Source organism: Sulfuricurvum sp. RIFCSPLOWO2_12_FULL_43_24, from assembly GCF_001829605.1.
GTDB lineage: Bacteria > Campylobacterota > Campylobacteria > Campylobacterales > Sulfurimonadaceae > Sulfuricurvum.
The window spans coordinates 1-17,800 of the sequence record NZ_MIBT01000052.1 but is presented as its reverse complement, the minus strand read 5'-3'; the positions used below and the strand labels follow the sequence as shown (position 1 = coordinate 17,800).

General features: G+C 44.1%; 16 protein-coding genes. 6 read left to right on the top strand and 10 right to left on the bottom strand.

The genetic code is table 11. From position 1 onward, the window contains the following. Nucleotides 1–97 precede the first annotated feature (97 nt). A complete protein-coding gene (locus A3G19_RS05165) occupies nt 98–721 on the bottom strand; it encodes a hypothetical protein (protein ID WP_015654513.1) in 624 nt (207 codons plus the stop codon). Between the two features lie 71 nt (nt 722–792). On the opposite strand from A3G19_RS05165, the gene A3G19_RS05160 reads away from it, so the two are divergent. Further along, nucleotides 793–1,473, top strand: a complete 681-nt coding sequence (locus A3G19_RS05160) for a L,D-transpeptidase family protein (protein ID WP_294870957.1) — start codon at nt 793–795, stop codon at nt 1,471–1,473. Between the two features lie 106 nt (nt 1,474–1,579). Here A3G19_RS05160 and A3G19_RS05155 read toward each other — a convergent pair whose 3' ends face one another. The 3 genes from A3G19_RS05155 to glyQ form a co-directional block, all read right to left on the bottom strand. After that, nucleotides 1,580–2,599, bottom strand: a complete 1,020-nt coding sequence (locus tag A3G19_RS05155) for a cytochrome-c peroxidase (RefSeq protein ID WP_294870955.1) — start codon at nt 2,597–2,599, stop codon at nt 1,580–1,582. Nucleotides 2,600–2,664: 65 nt separating this feature from the next. Then, a complete protein-coding gene (locus A3G19_RS05150) occupies nt 2,665–4,911 on the bottom strand; it encodes an AAA family ATPase (protein ID WP_294870952.1) in 2,247 nt (748 codons plus the stop codon). Between the two features lie 98 nt (nt 4,912–5,009). After that, on the bottom strand, nt 5,010–5,891 hold the full coding sequence (gene glyQ / locus A3G19_RS05145; protein WP_294870949.1) for a glycine--tRNA ligase subunit alpha: 882 nt from the start codon (nt 5,889–5,891) through the stop codon (nt 5,010–5,012). A 107-nt stretch (nt 5,892–5,998) separates the two neighbouring features. Here glyQ and A3G19_RS05140 point away from each other — a divergent pair, with 107 nt between their 5' ends. Further along, entirely contained in the window at nt 5,999–8,263 is a 2,265-nt protein-coding gene (locus tag A3G19_RS05140; protein WP_294870947.1) for an ABC transporter substrate-binding protein, read from the top strand. Between the two features lies 1 nt (nt 8,264). On the opposite strand, the gene A3G19_RS05135 is transcribed toward A3G19_RS05140, so the two are convergent. The 5 genes from A3G19_RS05135 to A3G19_RS05115 form a co-directional block, all read right to left on the bottom strand. After that, nucleotides 8,265–9,122 carry an ARMT1-like domain-containing protein gene (locus tag A3G19_RS05135; protein ID WP_015654507.1) on the bottom strand — a complete coding sequence of 286 codons (858 nt, stop codon included), beginning with the start codon at nt 9,120–9,122 and terminating at the stop codon, nt 8,265–8,267. Beyond that, nucleotides 9,119–9,595, bottom strand: a complete 477-nt coding sequence (locus A3G19_RS05130; protein WP_015654506.1) for a DUF3972 domain-containing protein — start codon at nt 9,593–9,595, stop codon at nt 9,119–9,121. The genes A3G19_RS05135 and A3G19_RS05130 overlap by 4 nt, the downstream gene beginning before the upstream one ends. 207 nt (nt 9,596–9,802) lie before the next feature. Next, on the bottom strand, nt 9,803–10,297 hold the full coding sequence (gene purE, locus A3G19_RS05125) for a 5-(carboxyamino)imidazole ribonucleotide mutase (protein WP_015654505.1): 495 nt from the start codon (nt 10,295–10,297) through the stop codon (nt 9,803–9,805). Between the two features lie 130 nt (nt 10,298–10,427). Continuing rightward, a complete protein-coding gene (locus A3G19_RS05120; protein ID WP_015654504.1) occupies nt 10,428–11,720 on the bottom strand; it encodes a peptidase U32 family protein in 1,293 nt (430 codons plus the stop codon). Nucleotides 11,721–11,883: 163 nt separating this feature from the next. After that, a complete protein-coding gene (locus A3G19_RS05115) occupies nt 11,884–12,597 on the bottom strand; it encodes a chemotaxis protein (RefSeq protein WP_294870989.1) in 714 nt (237 codons plus the stop codon). Between the two features lie 68 nt (nt 12,598–12,665). On the opposite strand from A3G19_RS05115, the gene A3G19_RS05110 reads away from it, so the two are divergent. The 4 genes from A3G19_RS05110 to A3G19_RS05095 all read left to right on the top strand — a co-directional run bounded on the left by A3G19_RS05110 (nt 12,666) and on the right by A3G19_RS05095 (nt 16,034). Continuing rightward, nucleotides 12,666–13,445, top strand: a complete 780-nt coding sequence (locus A3G19_RS05110; RefSeq protein ID WP_294870946.1) for a histidinol-phosphatase HisJ family protein — start codon at nt 12,666–12,668, stop codon at nt 13,443–13,445. A 73-nt stretch (nt 13,446–13,518) separates the two neighbouring features. Continuing rightward, nucleotides 13,519–14,949, top strand: a complete 1,431-nt coding sequence (gene glnA, locus A3G19_RS05105) for a type I glutamate--ammonia ligase (protein WP_015654501.1) — start codon at nt 13,519–13,521, stop codon at nt 14,947–14,949. A 144-nt stretch (nt 14,950–15,093) separates the two neighbouring features. Further along, a complete protein-coding gene (locus A3G19_RS05100) occupies nt 15,094–15,549 on the top strand; it encodes a prepilin-type N-terminal cleavage/methylation domain-containing protein (protein WP_015654500.1) in 456 nt (151 codons plus the stop codon). 8 nt (nt 15,550–15,557) lie between these two features. Beyond that, nucleotides 15,558–16,034, top strand: coding sequence for a type II secretion system protein (locus tag A3G19_RS05095; protein ID WP_294870945.1), 477 nt, complete (start codon nt 15,558–15,560; stop codon nt 16,032–16,034). Nucleotides 16,035–16,155: 121 nt separating this feature from the next. Here A3G19_RS05095 and pckA read toward each other — a convergent pair whose 3' ends face one another. After that, on the bottom strand, nt 16,156–17,739 hold the full coding sequence (pckA, locus tag A3G19_RS05090; protein WP_015654498.1) for a phosphoenolpyruvate carboxykinase (ATP): 1,584 nt from the start codon (nt 17,737–17,739) through the stop codon (nt 16,156–16,158). Between the last annotated feature and the right edge of the window lie 61 nt (nt 17,740–17,800).

The window sequence follows — 17,800 nt, the reverse complement described above, 5'->3', positions numbered from 1 at the left end:
CCCTAAAATTCCATATTCTATTTTAAATCCTTTTAAACGCCATCGGAATACATCCCGACGGCTACTCTATCGGCGGTATGCCCAAGACTATTAGCGGTTACAATATCATTTGAAGCCGCATAATACCGGCACGGTCGAATTGCTCTTTGTAGTATTCACTCCGTTTTTCATCGATCACAGTAAACCCGAGTTTTTTATAAATCATCTCGGTTTCAACGGAACCGATCTCGACGGAGGTTTGAACTTTTCGGTACCCTTTGAGACGTGCAGTGAGCATACTTTTTCCGATGAGTTCTTTAAAAGCGTCAAAACTTTTAAATTCGGGTTTAATCAGCATAAAATCCAATACAAAGGTTTTATTGTCCACTTCACCCTCACACAGCAAATAGGCTGCGATCCGTTCGTGATAGGTTTCATCAAACCCGATCTCTTCGAGTGCTTTGGAAAAGATTTCATGGGTTGCAATACGGGGTTCATATCCGCAAATTGTTCCAACGGTTGTCCCTCCGACAGCAGCGATAAAAAAATTCGAAAAATGGCAATAGCTTTTGGTCGTAGTCAGGGATAGATTTTTCAGATGTTTGAGGAGGAGATCATTGTCTGAGGTATTGAACACCAGATCAAATAACCCGATTCTCTTCCCTCCCCGTGAACTCTCCAGTAATGCTTGAGCAATGATGTCAATATCCGCCTCGGATGCTTTACGAACCGTAATACTCATCAAGTGCCTCACTCTGCCAAATTTTCTATATGCTATACTACCTAACTTTAAAATAAACTAAGAACGATGATATGTTGAAAATAATTTTTACCCTCTTCCTTTCCTGTGCGCTCTCTGCGCTCTTTGCATCGCAGCAACTTATAGTTGTTCTTGCACCGGAGCTAAACGCGACCAGCGCTTCCTTGCAGAGGTATGAAAAGCAAAATATGTGGGTTAAAATCGGAGATAAAATTCCCGTTACTTTAGGTCGAAGCGGTTTAGGATACGTTGCATTCAAAGAACCGCTCAAGAATGAGGGAGACGGCAGATCACCTGCCGGTTTATTTCCCATAACATCGACTTTCGGGTATGACCACAATACGACGTTTAAACTTCCTTATTGGCATGCGGATGAAAATCTCTACTGTGTGGATGATGTCAATGATTCGCGCTATAACAAAATCCTCCGTATTTATGACAAAAGTGCTCTCCCCTCCAGTTATGAAGTGATGCGCCGGAATGATGGTGTTTATCGCTACGGTGCAGTCATCGGGTATAACGCATCGGCTCAGCGCGGCCGGGGTTCGTGTATCTTTATCCATCTTAACAAAAGTAATAAAGCTCCTACATCGGGATGTACGGCAATGGATGAGGTTCCTCTGAGAACAGTATTAGAGTGGTTGGATGGAGCTAAAAAACCGCATATTTTACAAATAGTGAAAAGTGAGTGCGACAAATACAGAGAAGAGTTTGCAGGTATAGAGTGTAGGTGAAAGTCATTGCAGGCTTAATCCGCAATCTCAGATCCTGAATCTAGTTCAGGATGACAAAGCGGTCATTCCGTGCTACGACACGGGATCTATTCACTATTTGACAGTGTTAGTTATTAACGACATCTACTTTAGGTGTTTTAGTGGTAGAAGCCGGCAACATCGGATAAACAACGGTCGGTTTTTTACCCTCTAGCGCTTTTAAGAAGGTTTCGATCTCTTCCGTTTCTTTATCGCTTAAATCAACACCGAGTTGGATACGACCCATCTCTTTGATCGCCTCAGGGAGAGTTGCGATTTGACCGTTGTGAAAATAGGGAGCAGTTTCGGTAACGTTACGGAGTGTCGGTACACGTACCATTCCATTTTTGTCTCCTTTGAAATCTCCGACGTTCATGTGTTTATACGGAGCCACAGCACCGAATGCCTGCATTGTTCCACCCAAAGCGATATCGTTGTGACACGTTGCACACCCTTTGTCGATAAAGGTTTTCAGCCCTTTTTGCTCCGCTTTGCTCAACGCATTTTTCTTACCGTTTAGGAAATCATCGTAACGAGAAGGGGTAACAAGAGTACGCTCGAATACCGCAATCGTGTCCGCTACTTTGGCAAAATCAATTTTGACCTCTTTACCGTACGCTTTTTTGAATGCAGTGACATACGCCGGAATAGAGTTGACGACACCCTCTACGAACTCTTTCGGCGCTGCCATCTCCGGTCCTGCTTGGATTGGTCCTTGAGCCTGGTCTTCGAGGTGAGGGGACCGTCCATCCCAGAACTGTTGGCTATAAAATACGGCGTTATAAACGGTTGGTGAGCTTAAATGATGGGGATTGGAAGTCCATTTATGCCCGATCGCTGAAGCCATTCCGTCACTTCCGCCGGTTGCAAGGTTGTGACAGGTGTTACAGCTGATTAAACCGCTTTTGGAGAGGCGCGGTTCAAAATAGAGCATTTTCCCAAGTTCAACTTTTGCGGCGGTTGTAGGATTTTTAGAGTTCGAAGTGAGCTTTTCAATCGCTTTTTGGTTTGCGGGGATCGGTTTTAAACCTGCATTTTTAGCCTCATCAGTCAGTGAAGCACCCATTATGCTCGAAGCGAGAAGGGCAGAGATTAGTAATGATTTCATAGTGAATCCTTGTCTTTTATGGATTAGAATGAAAATTCTAGCACAGATTAGCTAAAGGAAAATTTTTATCCTCTGGCCAATTCCAACTCTTGCATGACAGTAGAGCGTTTGGTGTGTTCCAGCCGTCGGCATGCCGATTCAAAGGCTCCCGATTCTCCAATCACGATACATTGTTCTTTTGCCCGTGTGAGCGCAGTGTAGAGAAGTTTGGTATTAAGCATGATATGGTGTGAAAAACTCATAACCATTACGACGGTATTGTATTCCATCCCTTGTACCTTATGGACACTCAGGGCATAGGATAGACTCAGGTAATCGCTTATCTGCTCATATTTGTATTGTACGATCACCTCTTCATTGGGATAATAGACATACGCAATCTCATCCTCATCATCGAGTCGAAAGATGAGTCCGCACATGCCATTAAAGATACGGCGTTCGGTCGCCTCTATCCCCTCTTTGAACTCTTCAGGGGTGGTTGATGGGAGGTTTTCATTTTTGGTATGGACCACTTTGTCCATGAGCCGAAATTCCCCTTTAAAGGTTTTGACCTTTTTTTTGGGATTGGGATTGAAATACTCTTGGAGGAGGAGATTGAGATTATCCACCCCCAGTGTATTGCCCCGCATCGGAGAGATCACCTGAAAGGCGCTGAGATATTCGCGGATTTGTTTGGCTTGGAGTTTTTCACGCGACTGCGGGAGATATTGAAGGGTTACATCGGCGATAGCGGCAAGGATATTATGGGCGTGTGTTTTGAGTACATCATCAAACTCATGGGCACTAAGAGAATTTTTGAGGGCATAGCGGTTGGGGATATCAACGTTTAAGAACGTGAAATCTTCATAACTTTCCCGATATTGCGGAATGATTCCTCTGCGAATATCATTGGCAATCAGCGCGATCGCCTGCTCCTCTCTTTGGCGAAAAATTTGGGTGAGCATAACGGTCGGGGCAAGATTCAGAGCAATCGCATCACTGAGTGGACTTCCCGCACCGATCGGGGGAAGCTGGGCATCATCGCCCACGATGATAACGGTCGCATCACGTTCAATTTTGGCTAGTAATCTGGCAAAAAGGAACGAGTTTATCATCGAGGCTTCATCGATCAGGATCACTTTATAGGGCATGGTGTCGTGTGCTTCAAATCGAACGAGGAGGCTTTGGATCGTGGCACTTTGATAGCCGCTTCGTTCGCGTATCCGCTGGGAAGCGATACCGCTTAGTGCGCAGGTCATAATCAGACTCGGTTCATGCCGTGTTGATAGAAGATCGAGGAGTGCTTTGGCAGTCGTACTTTTCCCTGTTCCTGCGTAACCGACGAGGAAAATGAGTCCCGTTCCACGATTAATGAGTTCCAATGCCTTGTATTGTTGTTCTCCGAGTGTGAGTGAATGGGTTTCACAAAATACTTTCAAATCATCCGTGAGAGGTTCGCGAGTATTTTTGCCTCGGCGTTTAAATTGCTCTATCAAGAGTGTTTCGGCTTCATAAATTCGGGTTGGAGAGAGCTTTAGGCTCGGCAGAAGGGTAATGCTCCCCTCCCGTAGGCGATCTTCAAGCGCTTCGTCATATCGATCCTGTACGTCGAGTGCCAAGAGCAGATTGAGCCGATCAAACAAAGCGTGCCGATCGATACAGCTGTTCCCCTCTTGGTCGCAGTATTCGCTGAGGGTATATTCCATCGCTGCACCGATTCGGCGGTCATCATCACGTTTGACCCCCATGTTCAGGGCAATTTCATCGGCTTTTTTAAATCCGATTCCGCTAATACGCATCAGGCCGTAAGGGTTGTTTTTAATCGCTTCGATCGGATCTTTCACCTCCCTCAAAGCTCCGGCAATGAGTTGAAGCAAGGCCGGAGTAACACCGAATGGGGCCAAAAATTCTCCCAAAAGACGCATAGAGCGAAACTGCTTCCATCCGTTAGAGAGTTTGGCAAGACGTTTTTCATTCATCCCTTTGATCTCATTAAGCCGATCAATATCATTATCGAGAATATCGATCAAACCTTCATTCCCGTAGCGTTCGATCAGCTCTGCGGTGAGTTTTTTGGTAAAACCTTTGACAACACGATTGAGAAAAAAGAAGAGTTCATTTTGATTGACAACGAGAGAATGGGCTTTAAAGGTTCGTCCGTATTGAGAATGTTCTTCCCATAACCCTTTGAGGGTAATAGCAGCGTCTTTGAGGTGATCGACGTCACTTTCATAATAGTGGGCACTGATTTTATCGCCGTTTTTGAGTGCGGCGATAAAGAAACCGTTATTTTGGTAGATAATCCGATCGATTTGACCGATGAGGGTTTGCATGGGTGATTGTACCTAAAAGCACGCAAGCGTGCGTAAGCACTCCGCTGAGGAGAACCAAGTGTTAACGTAGCTATCGGAGCTTTGCTTCGATGGCGTGATTAAGAACGGACTCGGAGTATCCGTTCTTCCTCTTGTAGCTTATATAACTCGGCACATCCGCGTGCCAGTTCACGGATTTTAAGGATGTAGTTTGCCCGCTCGGTGACGGAGATCGCTTTGCGTGCATCGAGAGTATTGAAGGTGTGCGATGCCATCATGCACAGATCATACGCCGGCAACGGAAGCTCTGCATCGAGGCATCGTTTACACTCGGCTGCTTTGGATTCAAAATCATGAAACAACATGGCCGTGTCGGCAATTTCGAAGTTGTATTTACTAAATTCGATTTCACCCTCTTTATGGATATCGCGGTAGAGGGTTTTGCCGAATTTATTTTCGCTCCATACGATGTCAAACACCGTATCGACCCCTTGCAGATACATCGCAAGACGTTCCGTTCCGTAGGTAATCTCGACAGCAACCGGATCACACGCGACTCCTCCTACTTGCTGAAAATAGGTGAACTGGGTCACTTCCATTCCGTTTAACCATACTTCCCAGCCCAGTCCCCATGCTCCGAGCGTCGGTGATTCCCAGTTATCTTCGATGAAACGGATATCATGATCCTTGAGATTGAGTCCCAAATACTCTAAACTTTTGAGATAAAGTTCTTGGATGTTTTCAGGGCTTGGTTTGATAAGAACTTGAAATTGGTAGTAGCTGCCTAAGCGGTTTGGATTTTCACCATAGCGACCATCCGTCGGGCGGCGGCTAGGGGCGACATAGGCGACTGACCACGGTTTTGAATCGAGTGAACGTAAAAATGTGGCCGGATGAAACGTTCCAGCACCCGCTGCAACATCATAAGGCTGGACAATTGCGCACCCTTGGTCATTCCAAAATTGTTGAAGTTTTAAAAGCATATCGCCGAACGTAATCATAGTCGTCCCATTAAAGAAATTGCGCCATTATACCAAAAACCGTGTTCCAAAGGATTTTTTAAAGCGATAAACTCTATTATAAATGGAATTGATAAAGGGGGAGCAATATGAAGCGGTATGGTATTATCTTATTTTTATGCATTGCTGCATTATATGCTCAGCCGCCACTTGAAAAAGTATCGGTAAAACTCCAATGGGCGGATCAATTTCAATTTGCAGGATATTATGTTGCCAAAGAAAAAGGGTTTTACCATGATGCCGGACTCGATGTAACCCTCCAAAAATTTGATCCGAAAAAACTCGCAGTCGATGAGGTGATGGCGGGGCGCAGCACGTATGGGATCGGACGATCTTCCCTTCTGGTAGATCGGATGAAAGGAAAAGATGTTATTGCGCTTGCGGCTATTTTCCAAAGTTCTCCCTTTATTCTCCTGTCAAAAAAATCGTTGGATATTCAAACGCCTCGTGATTTGATCGGTAAGCGGATAATGATGACGGAGGATTTTCAGGACACGATTTCGGTGCGGGCAATGCTCAATTCTCAAGATGTACGGATGGGACAGCTCAAATTTTTAGAACACAGCTTTAACCCCCTCGATATCGCAAACGGAAAAACGGACGTAATGGCATGCTATATTTCGAATGAGCCTTATGTTTTAAAAGAGAAAGGGATAGAGACCAATCTCATCAGCCCCGAAGCGTACGGATTTGATTTTTACAGTGATATCCTTTTCACTTCTGAAGACGAAGTGCGTCACCATCCAAAACGTGTCCGTGCCTTTGTGGACGCTACGCTCAAAGGGTGGGAATACGCCTTTGCCCATATCCCTGAAACGGCACAGCTTATTCGTGAACGCTATAACACTCAAAACAAATCGTTGGAGAGTCTGATTTATGAGGGGAAAGTACTCAAAGATCTCTCGTATCACGGCAATCAACCTCTGGGGGCGATAACGGTTGAAAAATTTCGCCGAATATCGGATATTTATCGGGTGATGGGTGTGCCTCAAAACGAAAAACGGTTGGAAGGTTTTATCTATGATGATGTCGCCCATCTATCGGTAGCGATGAGTGTCGATGAACGCTCTTTTTTGCACATTAATACGATTCGTTATACCTCTACCTTTGCGTGGCCGCCGTTTAATTTTCATTCTTCAGAACAGCAAAATGAACTGCAAGGGATTGCTGCTGATTTTTGGAAATTGATAGTGGAACGAACCGGAATGGAAACCGCGTTTGTCCCCTCTCCTACATGGGGAGCTATTTTGGATTCGATTAAAACCAAAACAGCCGATGTAACATTGGGAACCTCGATTTCAAAAGATAAAGAGGCGTATGCACTATTTTCAAAGCCGTATGCTTCGTTTCCAAATGTCATAGTTACCGATAAAACCATCGACTTTATTCCGGGACTTGATGCATTGGAGGGGAAACGTGTTGCGATAGGGCAAGGGTATAGTATTATTGAACGAATCTCGGCGAAATACCCAAAAATTGTTGTCGTTGAAGTGGAAGATACTCGTGAAGGATTGAAGCTTCTGAGCTCCGGCAGAGTTGATGCGGTGGTCGATATTTTACCGGTCGTCGCTTATTTGATGAATGCCGATCATTTTTTGGATCTCAAAATTTCAGGGACAACCGAGTTTAACTTTGACGTTAGGATGATGATCCGAAATGATTATCCTCAGCTCAAATCGATTATCGATAAAGCGATTGATACTATTACAATAGCCGAACGACAAAAGATATTTAACCGATACATTGCCGTTACCTATCAAGAGAGAGTTGATTACAGTTGGGTGTACGGCATCAGTTTTGGAGCTTTGTTTATTATTGCGTTCTTTGTCTATCGACAGTTTGAGATGGGAAAATACAATAAACAATTGTTACAGATGGCAACGACAGATCCGTTAACGCAACTTGCAAATCGGATGCGTTTGGATGACAAACTGTTGGAATGTCATCAATTCTATCAGCGTTTACAGCGCAACTATTCGGTTATGATTCTGGATCTGGATAATTTCAAACGGATAAATGATACGTACGGTCATTTAATCGGAGACAAAACACTGGTGCGTCTTTCACGTATTTTACGTGACAATATTCGCGATATTGATATCGTAGGACGATGGGGCGGCGAAGAGTTTATGATTATTTGCCCTGAAACGGATATTGAGGGGATAAAGCATCTGGCATATAAAATTCAAGAGGTAGTCAATGCATACAATTTCCCCCATATCCATACGCTCACGTGCAGCTTCGGGATCAGTGAGAGCCGTGAAGGAGATCGGATTGAGAATGTGGTAGGGCGTGCAGACAGTGCATTGTACCGAGCCAAAGAAGAGGGGAAAAATCGGATTTATGTAGGATAAGTTATCCGAATTTGCAAACGATATCTCCGATGTTTCTATCCAGTGAATGTGCGACAACAGAGCATTTTACTTTGAGTAAAAAACAGATGTTTTTGCGGGGGATAGGGGTCATGCATTCATAGTTCCCCATCCCTTTTGCGATGATCAGATCAGCGCTGTCAAAAAGCTTTTGGGCTTCAGAAGATGCGAGTTCGTACACAAATCCAGGGGTAGGGACACCGCTGTTAACAAGCGTACAGATTTCATCCATCCCCGCTTCTTTAGCTTCTTTGAGTGTCACATCGTTGATAATCGGATTACCGCGCACCATATAGGTAACATCGATGTCGGGATAAAGTTTTTGGAGGAACCCAATTGCTAAAGCATCAAACAGGTGTTCTCCCGCATTGTCTCCGATGTAGAGAACGCTTTTAGCACTACGCAGAGCCTCTCTTAATGCTTCGGTATCATCATGAGCAAAAGGGGTATGAAATACCGACATAATCGCATCATGAAGATCAAAGCTCACCTCTGCGGCCAAATCGATCACATTGCCGACGACCGCTGTTTTGAGCGTAGCGAGAAAGGAATTATCACTCTGCTCGATGGTCTCATATAAAAAAGGAAGATAGTTTTTCGCTTGTTCTGAGGCGTGTTGTTTTTGCGCTTCGTACAGATCGTGTGTATTGGCGAGTTTTGCCATTCCTTCATACAACGGCGCGGCAATGACGGGTGGCGAGAGGGTAAAATCGGCATCTTTTAGAGCTGTTTCGACATAGGTAACGATCGAATGTGTCAACGTTTCATTGGCATGAATTGCATCACAAACCCGTTTACTTTGACCTGCGATGCAGGCAATACATTCTGGTTGTATTGTCATACTGAGGCGTGATCGTCGATTACTTTGCCCCACATCAGTTTGTATTTACGTCGCATAAATTCAACTTCTTGTTGAGAAAGGCGGAGCTGCTCGGTGAGGGTTGCGATGGTACGTCGATCTTCATCATAAAGTTCTTGGAGAGAGCCAAGTGCTTCCCTCAGAAAAAGATTCTCATTTTTAATCGATTCGATGGTTTCCTCTTTAGCACCGAGGACTTTTTCATGGAGATTGATGATCGTTCCGATCGTTTTTTCGACGAAACTCGCTCCCATTGTTACATCGGCGTGCGATGCGCTCAGCTCCTGAAGCGTTACCGGAACGATTCCGGCCATCCCTTTACCCGCATCGATAAATACCTCTCCATCTTCGATAGTTGTAGTCAGCTTGCCACGGACGATCAACGTTTCAACGGCACTGCGATCCATTTGTGTCATCCCAGCGTAATCATCGATACTCATCCAATGCCCTTGCATTTTCTACCACCTTTTTATTTTAAACAACTCTAGCAAAACGCGTACCCAGTTTGTTAAAAAAGAGTAAAGCACGCAAGCGTGCGTGAGCCTTCTGCTGAAGAAAACGCAGAGTTATCATGAGAGCCGTTATCGAGGTGAGTAACCTCACTTCGATAGGTTCGGAACCAAAGGCGAAGGGCTTGCCCCGCCGTCGGAGGGCGTTTGAAACTATAAAATAGTTTCAATCTCCAGTGAATCCATTTCTACTTTTTTTGCTTTGCTGATACGATCTTCTTGGAGTTTCATCCGTAACTCCTCGTTTTCTAACGCTAAAATCTGCATTGCCAAATACGCTGAGTTGATTGCTCCGGCTTTACCGATAGCAACGGTTGCTACCGGCATACCTGCTGGCATTTGTACGGTTGAGAGGAGAGCATCGATACCCGATAGCGCAGATGCACTCATCGGTACGCCGATAATCGGTTTGATGGTCTTAGAAGCTAGAACACCGGCCAAATGCGCTGCCATACCGGCGGCTGCGATAAATACCTGTGCCCCTTTGGTCTCTGCCGCGAGTACATAATCTTTGGTCCGTTCAGGACTTCGGTGTGCGGATGAGATAATGAGTTCGTATTGAACACCAAACGCTTCAAGTGTCTCTGAACACGATTTCATTACATCGAAATCGCTTTTGCTCCCCATTATAATCGATACGAATTTCATTTTTTCTCCTTGGTTTTTGTTTGAAATTTTCGTTCGTGGTGAGCTCTAGGAAACATCGCTTCGCGAGCGGTACCCTTGTTTTGTCGAACCATGAACGTACTATTCGACAGGTTCAGGGCGAACGGGTGTATTAACATTTCGTTCCAATCCCCATATCCTCAGTTGCAGGGATACGGAAAAAGGTAAATGCAGGCAGTTTAATAGGGAGTTTAAAACGGTTGAGATTCCCACTGTGGACCTGATCCCAAACTTTTCCGTTTTCGGCGAGCAGCTGTTTAAAAGATATACACCATTGCCCATCTTTCATTTCAACAGTACCGATTTCATTGTCAACCGCTTCGATGATTGCATTTGAGGGGGCAACAATTTCCATAATATCATTGGGGAAAGTTTTGTATTTACACTCGAAAAAATCTCCTGATTCATCGACAATACCGCTTACCTGATGCGTTCCCATCATCATAGAGAAATCGAGATTTTGGGTGTCGTGTTTCTCAAAAGGACGATTAATCAGATAGGCATCGGTAAAGCCTCTGTTTTGCATGGTATTGAGTTCTTTTTGGTAAGCCTCTCCATCAAACGTTCCTGCATAATAATCATCGATAGCTTGACGATACACTTTGGCGGTGATAGCCGCGTAATAAGGGGCTTTTGTACGCCCTTCGATTTTGAGTGAATCGATACATCCCGCATCGATGATCTCTTGGATATGGGATGCGAGATTGAGATCTTTGGAATTCATGATATACGTACCGATTCCCTCATCCTCTACGAGTTTAAACAAGGTCCCGGTTTCAGGATTGGCGGCGTACATTTCGTAGGGGAATCGGCAATCATTCGCACAGCTTCCGCGATTGGGGACACGACCGCTTTGGAGTGTCGAGATCAAACAGCGGCCGCTGTAGGCAAAACACATCGAACCGTGGACAAATACTTCGATCTCCAAATCGGGGAGCTCCTCTTTGATTTGCTTGAGGTCTTTAAGAGAGATTTCCCGTGCCGCGATGATCCGGCGTGCCCCCATGTCGTAATAGACCTGTGCATCAAGGACGTTCATAACATTGGCTTGGGTTGAGAGATGCAGAGGAATGTGAGGAGCTATCTGATGGGCGAGTTTGAGTACGCCTGGGGTTGCTACGATAAACGCATCGGGTTCTAACGATGCCATGGTCGCAATATGTTCTTTGAGAAGTTTGAGCTGAGAGTTAAAGGGGAAACCGTTGATCGTCACATAGACTTTACGACCTTTATCATGGGCATAATCAATCCCCTCTTTGAAGCTCTCCAAATCGAACTCTTTACCGGAACGGATACGGAGAGAAAAGTGGCTAACTCCCCCATACACGGCGTCAGCACCGAAGTCGATAGCAATTTTAAGTTTTTCTAGGTTCCCCGCAGGGGAGAGGAGCTCGACTTTTTTCAAAAAAAGGTACCTGATCTATTTTAATTTTAAGGAATTTTATCGAAAAAAAGTATTTCTTAAGATGAAGTTTAGAGGTTATATCAAAAAGCACACAAGTGTGCGTGGGCTTCCTGCCGAAGGAAACCCAGTGTTAACGCAGCTATCGGGATGTATTCCGATAGCGTTATTTGTTTCCGAATGAAGCAAGTAATGCTTCGATATCATCACTGCTGACGACATCTTCCGTCGTGGTATCTCCATGGATATGCACTGCAGAACTAACGCGCTTACTATCATCGATTTTTCCGGAAAACAGATGATTCATATAGGTTGAAAGAGCTCGCATAACGTTGATAACCCGCTCGATTTTTTGACGATGAATATCTTGATACTGCATAATATCCATGATATTCATAATGGTGTCACCGCCGTTTTGGAGCTTTTCGAGGATAGCATCCAGATGCTGCATTGCATCGTTATTTTGTTCTAATTGTGTTTTAAACGCTTCGACGTGCGGAAACTTGGCACTTAGGGTCGTGAAAAGTTCAATATTGCTGTTAATAACCGCTCGAATAGCTTTGACATCTTTTTCTCCATCGGATAAATCATTGCTAATCCCCTCAATCAGATCAAAAATCTCTGAGGCTTTTTCCTCACTCTCTTTGGTGACGTCATCGAGCTGATGAACCATTTTATTATCATCCGTCGGCGGTGGCGGCGGCCAACTGTTCATTGCAGATACACGGTATTTGTCGGGGTCAGTTTCGTGGTATGCGTCTATTGAATCAGAATCTTCTGGGGAAAGTTCTTCTTTGGCTATGGGTGACTCAGACTCTTCGAAAGTTTCATCCAAATCGATGTCACCGCTCATTAATGCATCTAACTCTTCTTGCGTCATAACGATAACCTTAACAAAAAATTGCACTATAATATCATTAAAACCATTATTTTTACTTAGGAAAATAGATGAAAGTTGATCTCCATAACCACACTGTTTTGTGTAACCATGCAACGGGAACCGTAAATGAGTATGTAGAAGCTGCTATTGCGTGCGGTACGGAGTTTTTTGGATTTTCCGATCATGCTCCAATGCACTACGATCCTGCTTATCGGATGAGATTGGATCAGATGGGTTTGTATGAGTCATGGATAAAAGAAGCCCAAGAGAAGTATGCAGATAACATTACGGTGCTCTTAGGGTACGAGATTGATTATCTTCCCGGCTATATGGATGAGAGTGTTTTGGTGCGTCCTTGCGATTATTTGATCGGGAGTGTCCATTTTATCGACGATTGGGGATTTGACAATCCCGAATTTATCGGTCGTTACGCGGGGGCAGATATTGATGATATTTATCGTCGCTATTTCGGACTTGTGGAAGCAATGGCATTAAGCGGCAGATTTGATATTGTCGGGCATCTGGATTTACTCAAGGTGTTTAAATTCCTTCCGACCAAAGATATTCGGACTTTGGCAGAAGGGGCGTTAAAAGCGATTAAAAAAGCCGATATGTCGATTGAAATAAATGTTTCAGGCTATCGAAAACCGATCGGCGAAGCGTATCCTTCCCCGCTTTTGGTAGAGCAAATTGCCGAGATGGAGATACCGATAACGTTTGGTTCGGATGCCCATTGTAAAGAACAAGTCGGGCTTTACAGCAGCGAGGCAGAAGCGTTGGCACGCTCTGTCGGATACAATAAGTGTGCCCTTTACCGAGGACGTGATCGGGAAATGATTAAATTTTAATCATGATTTACCCTCCAATTTTTGGGAACTTTTGCTATACTGCTTACACTTTAATTATTTCCAGGAGATTTGCATGGGTAAATTCGTAAATAGTGTCGACGAGTTTTTCAGTTTTTGTAAAGAGAATGACGTTCAGTTCGTTGACTTTCGTTTCACCGATATGAAAGGGACATGGCACCACGTCAGCTATCGTATGAGCGCGGTTAACGCAGGTCATTTTGAAGGCGGTCTTCCGTTTGACGGTTCTTCAATCGATGCTTGGCAGCCGATCAACCGTTCAGATATGTTGCTTAAACCGGATGCTGAATCAGCATTTATGGACCCGTTTACTGCTGATCCGACCGTTATCGTTATTTGTGATGTTTATGACATCTACAAAGGTCAAGCATACGAAAAATGTCCTCGTGCTATCGCGAAAAAAGCGCTTGAGCATCTTGCAAATGCCGGTGTGGGTGATGTTGCTTATTTCGGTCCTGAAAATGAATTCTTCGTATTCGACGATGTTAAAATCCGCGACGAAGTAAACTGTTCATACTACGAAGTAGACACTGAAGAGGGTGCATGGAATGATGCGAAAGATTTCAAAGACGGTTTCAACACCGGTCATCGCCCACGTACAAAAGGGGGTTACTTTCCGGTAGCTCCGATCGATACTATGGTTGATCTTCGTGCTGAGATGATGTTGGCGCTAGAACAAGTCGGTCTTGAAGTTGTTCTCGGTCACCACGAAGTTGCACAAGGTCAAGGTGAAATCGGTATCGTTTTCGGAACATTGGTTGAAGCAGCTGACAACGTACAAAAACTTAAATACGTTATCAAAATGGTAGCTCACCTTAACGGTAAAACGGTTACCTTTATGCCTAAACCGCTTTATGGCGACAACGGTAACGGTATGCACGTTCACCAATCCATCTGGAAAGACGGCAAAAATACATTCTACAAAGAGGGCGGTTACAGCAACCTCTCTGAAACAGCGCTTCATTATGTAGGCGGTGTTTTCGCTCATGCTCGCGCCGTTGCAGCGTTCACGAACCCATCAACCAACTCATACAAACGTCTTATCCCTGGATTCGAAGCACCGTCGATTTTGACCTACTCAAGCCAAAACCGCTCTGCATCTTGCCGTGTTCCATACGGCGCGGGTGAAAAAGCGACACGTATCGAAATGCGTTTCCCGGATTCTACTTCATGCCCATACCTTGCGTTTACCGCAATGTTGCTAGCTGGTTTAGATGGTATCAAAAACAAAACCGTTCCGGTTGGACCGATGGACGAAGATTTGTTCGAACTCACGTTGAATGAAATCCGTGAAAAAGGGATTCAACAAATGCCACACACACTCCGTGGTGCATTGGAATCATTGATTCGTGATAACGATTTCTTGCAACCGGTTATGACTCCAGAATTCTTGGATACTTACCAAAACTATAAATTTGAAACACAAGTATGGCCTGACGAAGCTCGTCCGACTGCATTCGAATTTAAATCTACCTATTCTTGTTAATCTAAACACGAGCCGTACGGCTTGTGTTACCTCTTCCCTCCAATTTCGTTTAAACTCTATTTTTATCATTAAAGCTTAAGCTTTATTTGACGATAATAGTTTTATCTTAAAAATGCGTATATAGCGCTAATCACAGGAGTTTCTATGAAACGTAATGCGTTCACCCTTGTCGAGTTGATCTTTGTCATCGTTATTATTGGAGTATTGTCAGCAGTTGCCATTCCAAAATTCAAAAATCTTAAACAAAATGCTGAGGTTTCGTCTGTTATTAAAACGACAATCGATACTGCCTCAAGTGCTGCGAGTGCTGCAGTAAATGAAATTGATTTAGAAGACGGAAATGCTTCAGATACTAATCTTAGTAATTTGGTTGATGTAAAAGGTAAGGGTTGGTCTTATGCTGCTACGCAAGGTGCTGGAACATATACATATAAAAATCCAGGCGGAACTGAAGTAGCTAAAATTGATTTTAGCGGTGCTAATCGTACAGTAACATATACATTTACATGTAATGGATTTAAAGATAGTTTGAGCAAATCTAAATGTATTGAAGATACGAATACATCTGGTACTGCTACATCTAAAACAATTAATTTCTAAAATTAGTTATGAAAAAAAGATTAGCTCACCTTGGATTTACCTTAGTTGAGCTGATCTTCGTCATTGTTATCATCGGGATTCTCTCCGCAGTGGCGATCCCAAAATTTGCCAACCTCACCGATAACTCCAAATCCGCTTCCGAACTTGCCACCGCTTCATCAGTCCAAAGTGCACTCGATGCCATTCACGGAGAGTGGATTACCAATACGTGCGATTTTGATTGGGGAAACGGACAAAATACCGCGACAACCCCCTTAAATGCTACGGGCTATCCTGCGACACTAGGTTCAGCATCTCATCCGCTTGATGCTATCTTGAAAAATACGGAAAACGGGGATTGGGTATTGGTTGGAGCGAAATATTACGGACCGGCAACCAAGAACGGCACCAGTACCAAAGATCGTAATATTGCCCATAAGCCTGAGGGAAACGATTACTGGGAATACAATGCTACGGCAGGGACATTTAAACTCGTAGAACCGTAAAAGAAAGTTTTTGTAATTTATTAAGAAGTGCGGTTTACTGCGCGTGAGCACTCTACTGAAGAGAACTTAGCGTTAGCGTAGCCAAGAGGGACTTTCTTCCTCTTGGCGTATAAAAATATAGTTATGGTAATTGCGGTCCTGCAGCTGAGTAATCGAAATCACTCTCGCCGCCCGTATATTTTTTGAAGTTTTTAATGAAGAGCGCCGCTAGATTATCACGTTGAACGAGGTAAGCATCACGATCAGCCCATGCATTACGAGGATTGAGGATAACCGGATCGATTGAACCGAGCGTTTTTGGAATATGGAATCCAAAAGTGTTGGTCGTATCAAATTCACTCTCATTGATCGAACCATCGAGGATAGCGTTGATACACGCACGGGTATCTTTGATGCTCATACGTTTACCGACACCGTATCCTCCACCGGTCCAACCGGTATTCACTAGGTAAACATTTACCCCATGTTCATCGATCTTTTCACCTAAAAGTTTTGCGTAGACGGTTGGATGAAGCGGCAAAAATGCTTCACCGAAACATGAACTGAATGTTGCGACGGGTTCAGTAATCCCACGCTCAGTACCCGCAACTTTGGCCGTATATCCGCTGAGGAAATAATACATCGCTTGTTCTTTGGTGAGTTTACTCACCGGAGGCAATACGCCGAATGCATCGGCAGAGAGGAAAATGATATTTTTAGGATGTGCTGCCATAAGAGATGGCTGATGATTATCAATATGCTCAATTGGGTAAGAGACACGGGTATTTTCGGTTTTAGAACCGTCGGTATAATCAACAATCCCGTCTTCATTAAAAACGACATTTTCAAGCAACGCATTACGGCGAATTGCATTGTGAATCTCAGGTTCGCTGGATGGATCGAGATTGATCACTTTGGCGTAGCATCCGCCCTCGAAATTAAAGACACCTTCATCATCCCAACCGTGTTCATCGTCTCCGATGAGTGCACGTTTTGGGTCGGTTGAGAGGGTAGTTTTTCCGGTTCCGCTAAGTCCGAAGAATAGGCATGTATCACCATCCGATCCGACGTTAGCCGAACAGTGCATTGAGAGCTTCCCTTCTAATGGAAGCCAATAGTTCATCATTGAAAAAATCCCTTTTTTCATCTCTCCACCGTACCACGTTCCACCAATGATACAAAGATTGGCTTCCACATCAAAGAGGACGAAAACTTCGGAATTTAAACCATGATTTTCCCATTTTTCATTGACTGCTTTACATGCGTTGAGTACGGTAAAAGAGGGTTTAAAACTTTCTAACTCGGTTGCAGTAGGACGGATAAACATATTTTTGACAAAGTGTGATTGCCACGCGATTTCAGAGACGAAACGGACAGAACGCTTACTGGTAGCACTTGAGCCGCAATAAACGTCGGTGATGTAGAGATCTTTGCCTGAGAGTTGTTCTTTAGCAACGACTAATAGTTCATCAAAAACTGCTTTATCAATTTTTTTGTTGACATCACCCCACGCAATGTATTTGTTCGAAGGGTCACTATCAACAAAATATTTATCTTTAGGGCTTCGACCGGTGAAAATACCGGTATCGACCATAGTGGCACCACTGCTTGCTAGCTTACATTCACCGTTTGCGAGTTCATGTTCAATCAACTCATCGTAACCAAGATTATGGAAAAGCTTTCCACTATTTTTAATGCCTAACGTCTCAATCTCTGCGGAAATCATGGTGTTGTTTTACCTTTTAGGGCTCATCTACGTACTGTACGAAGATGAAGATTTAAAGCGG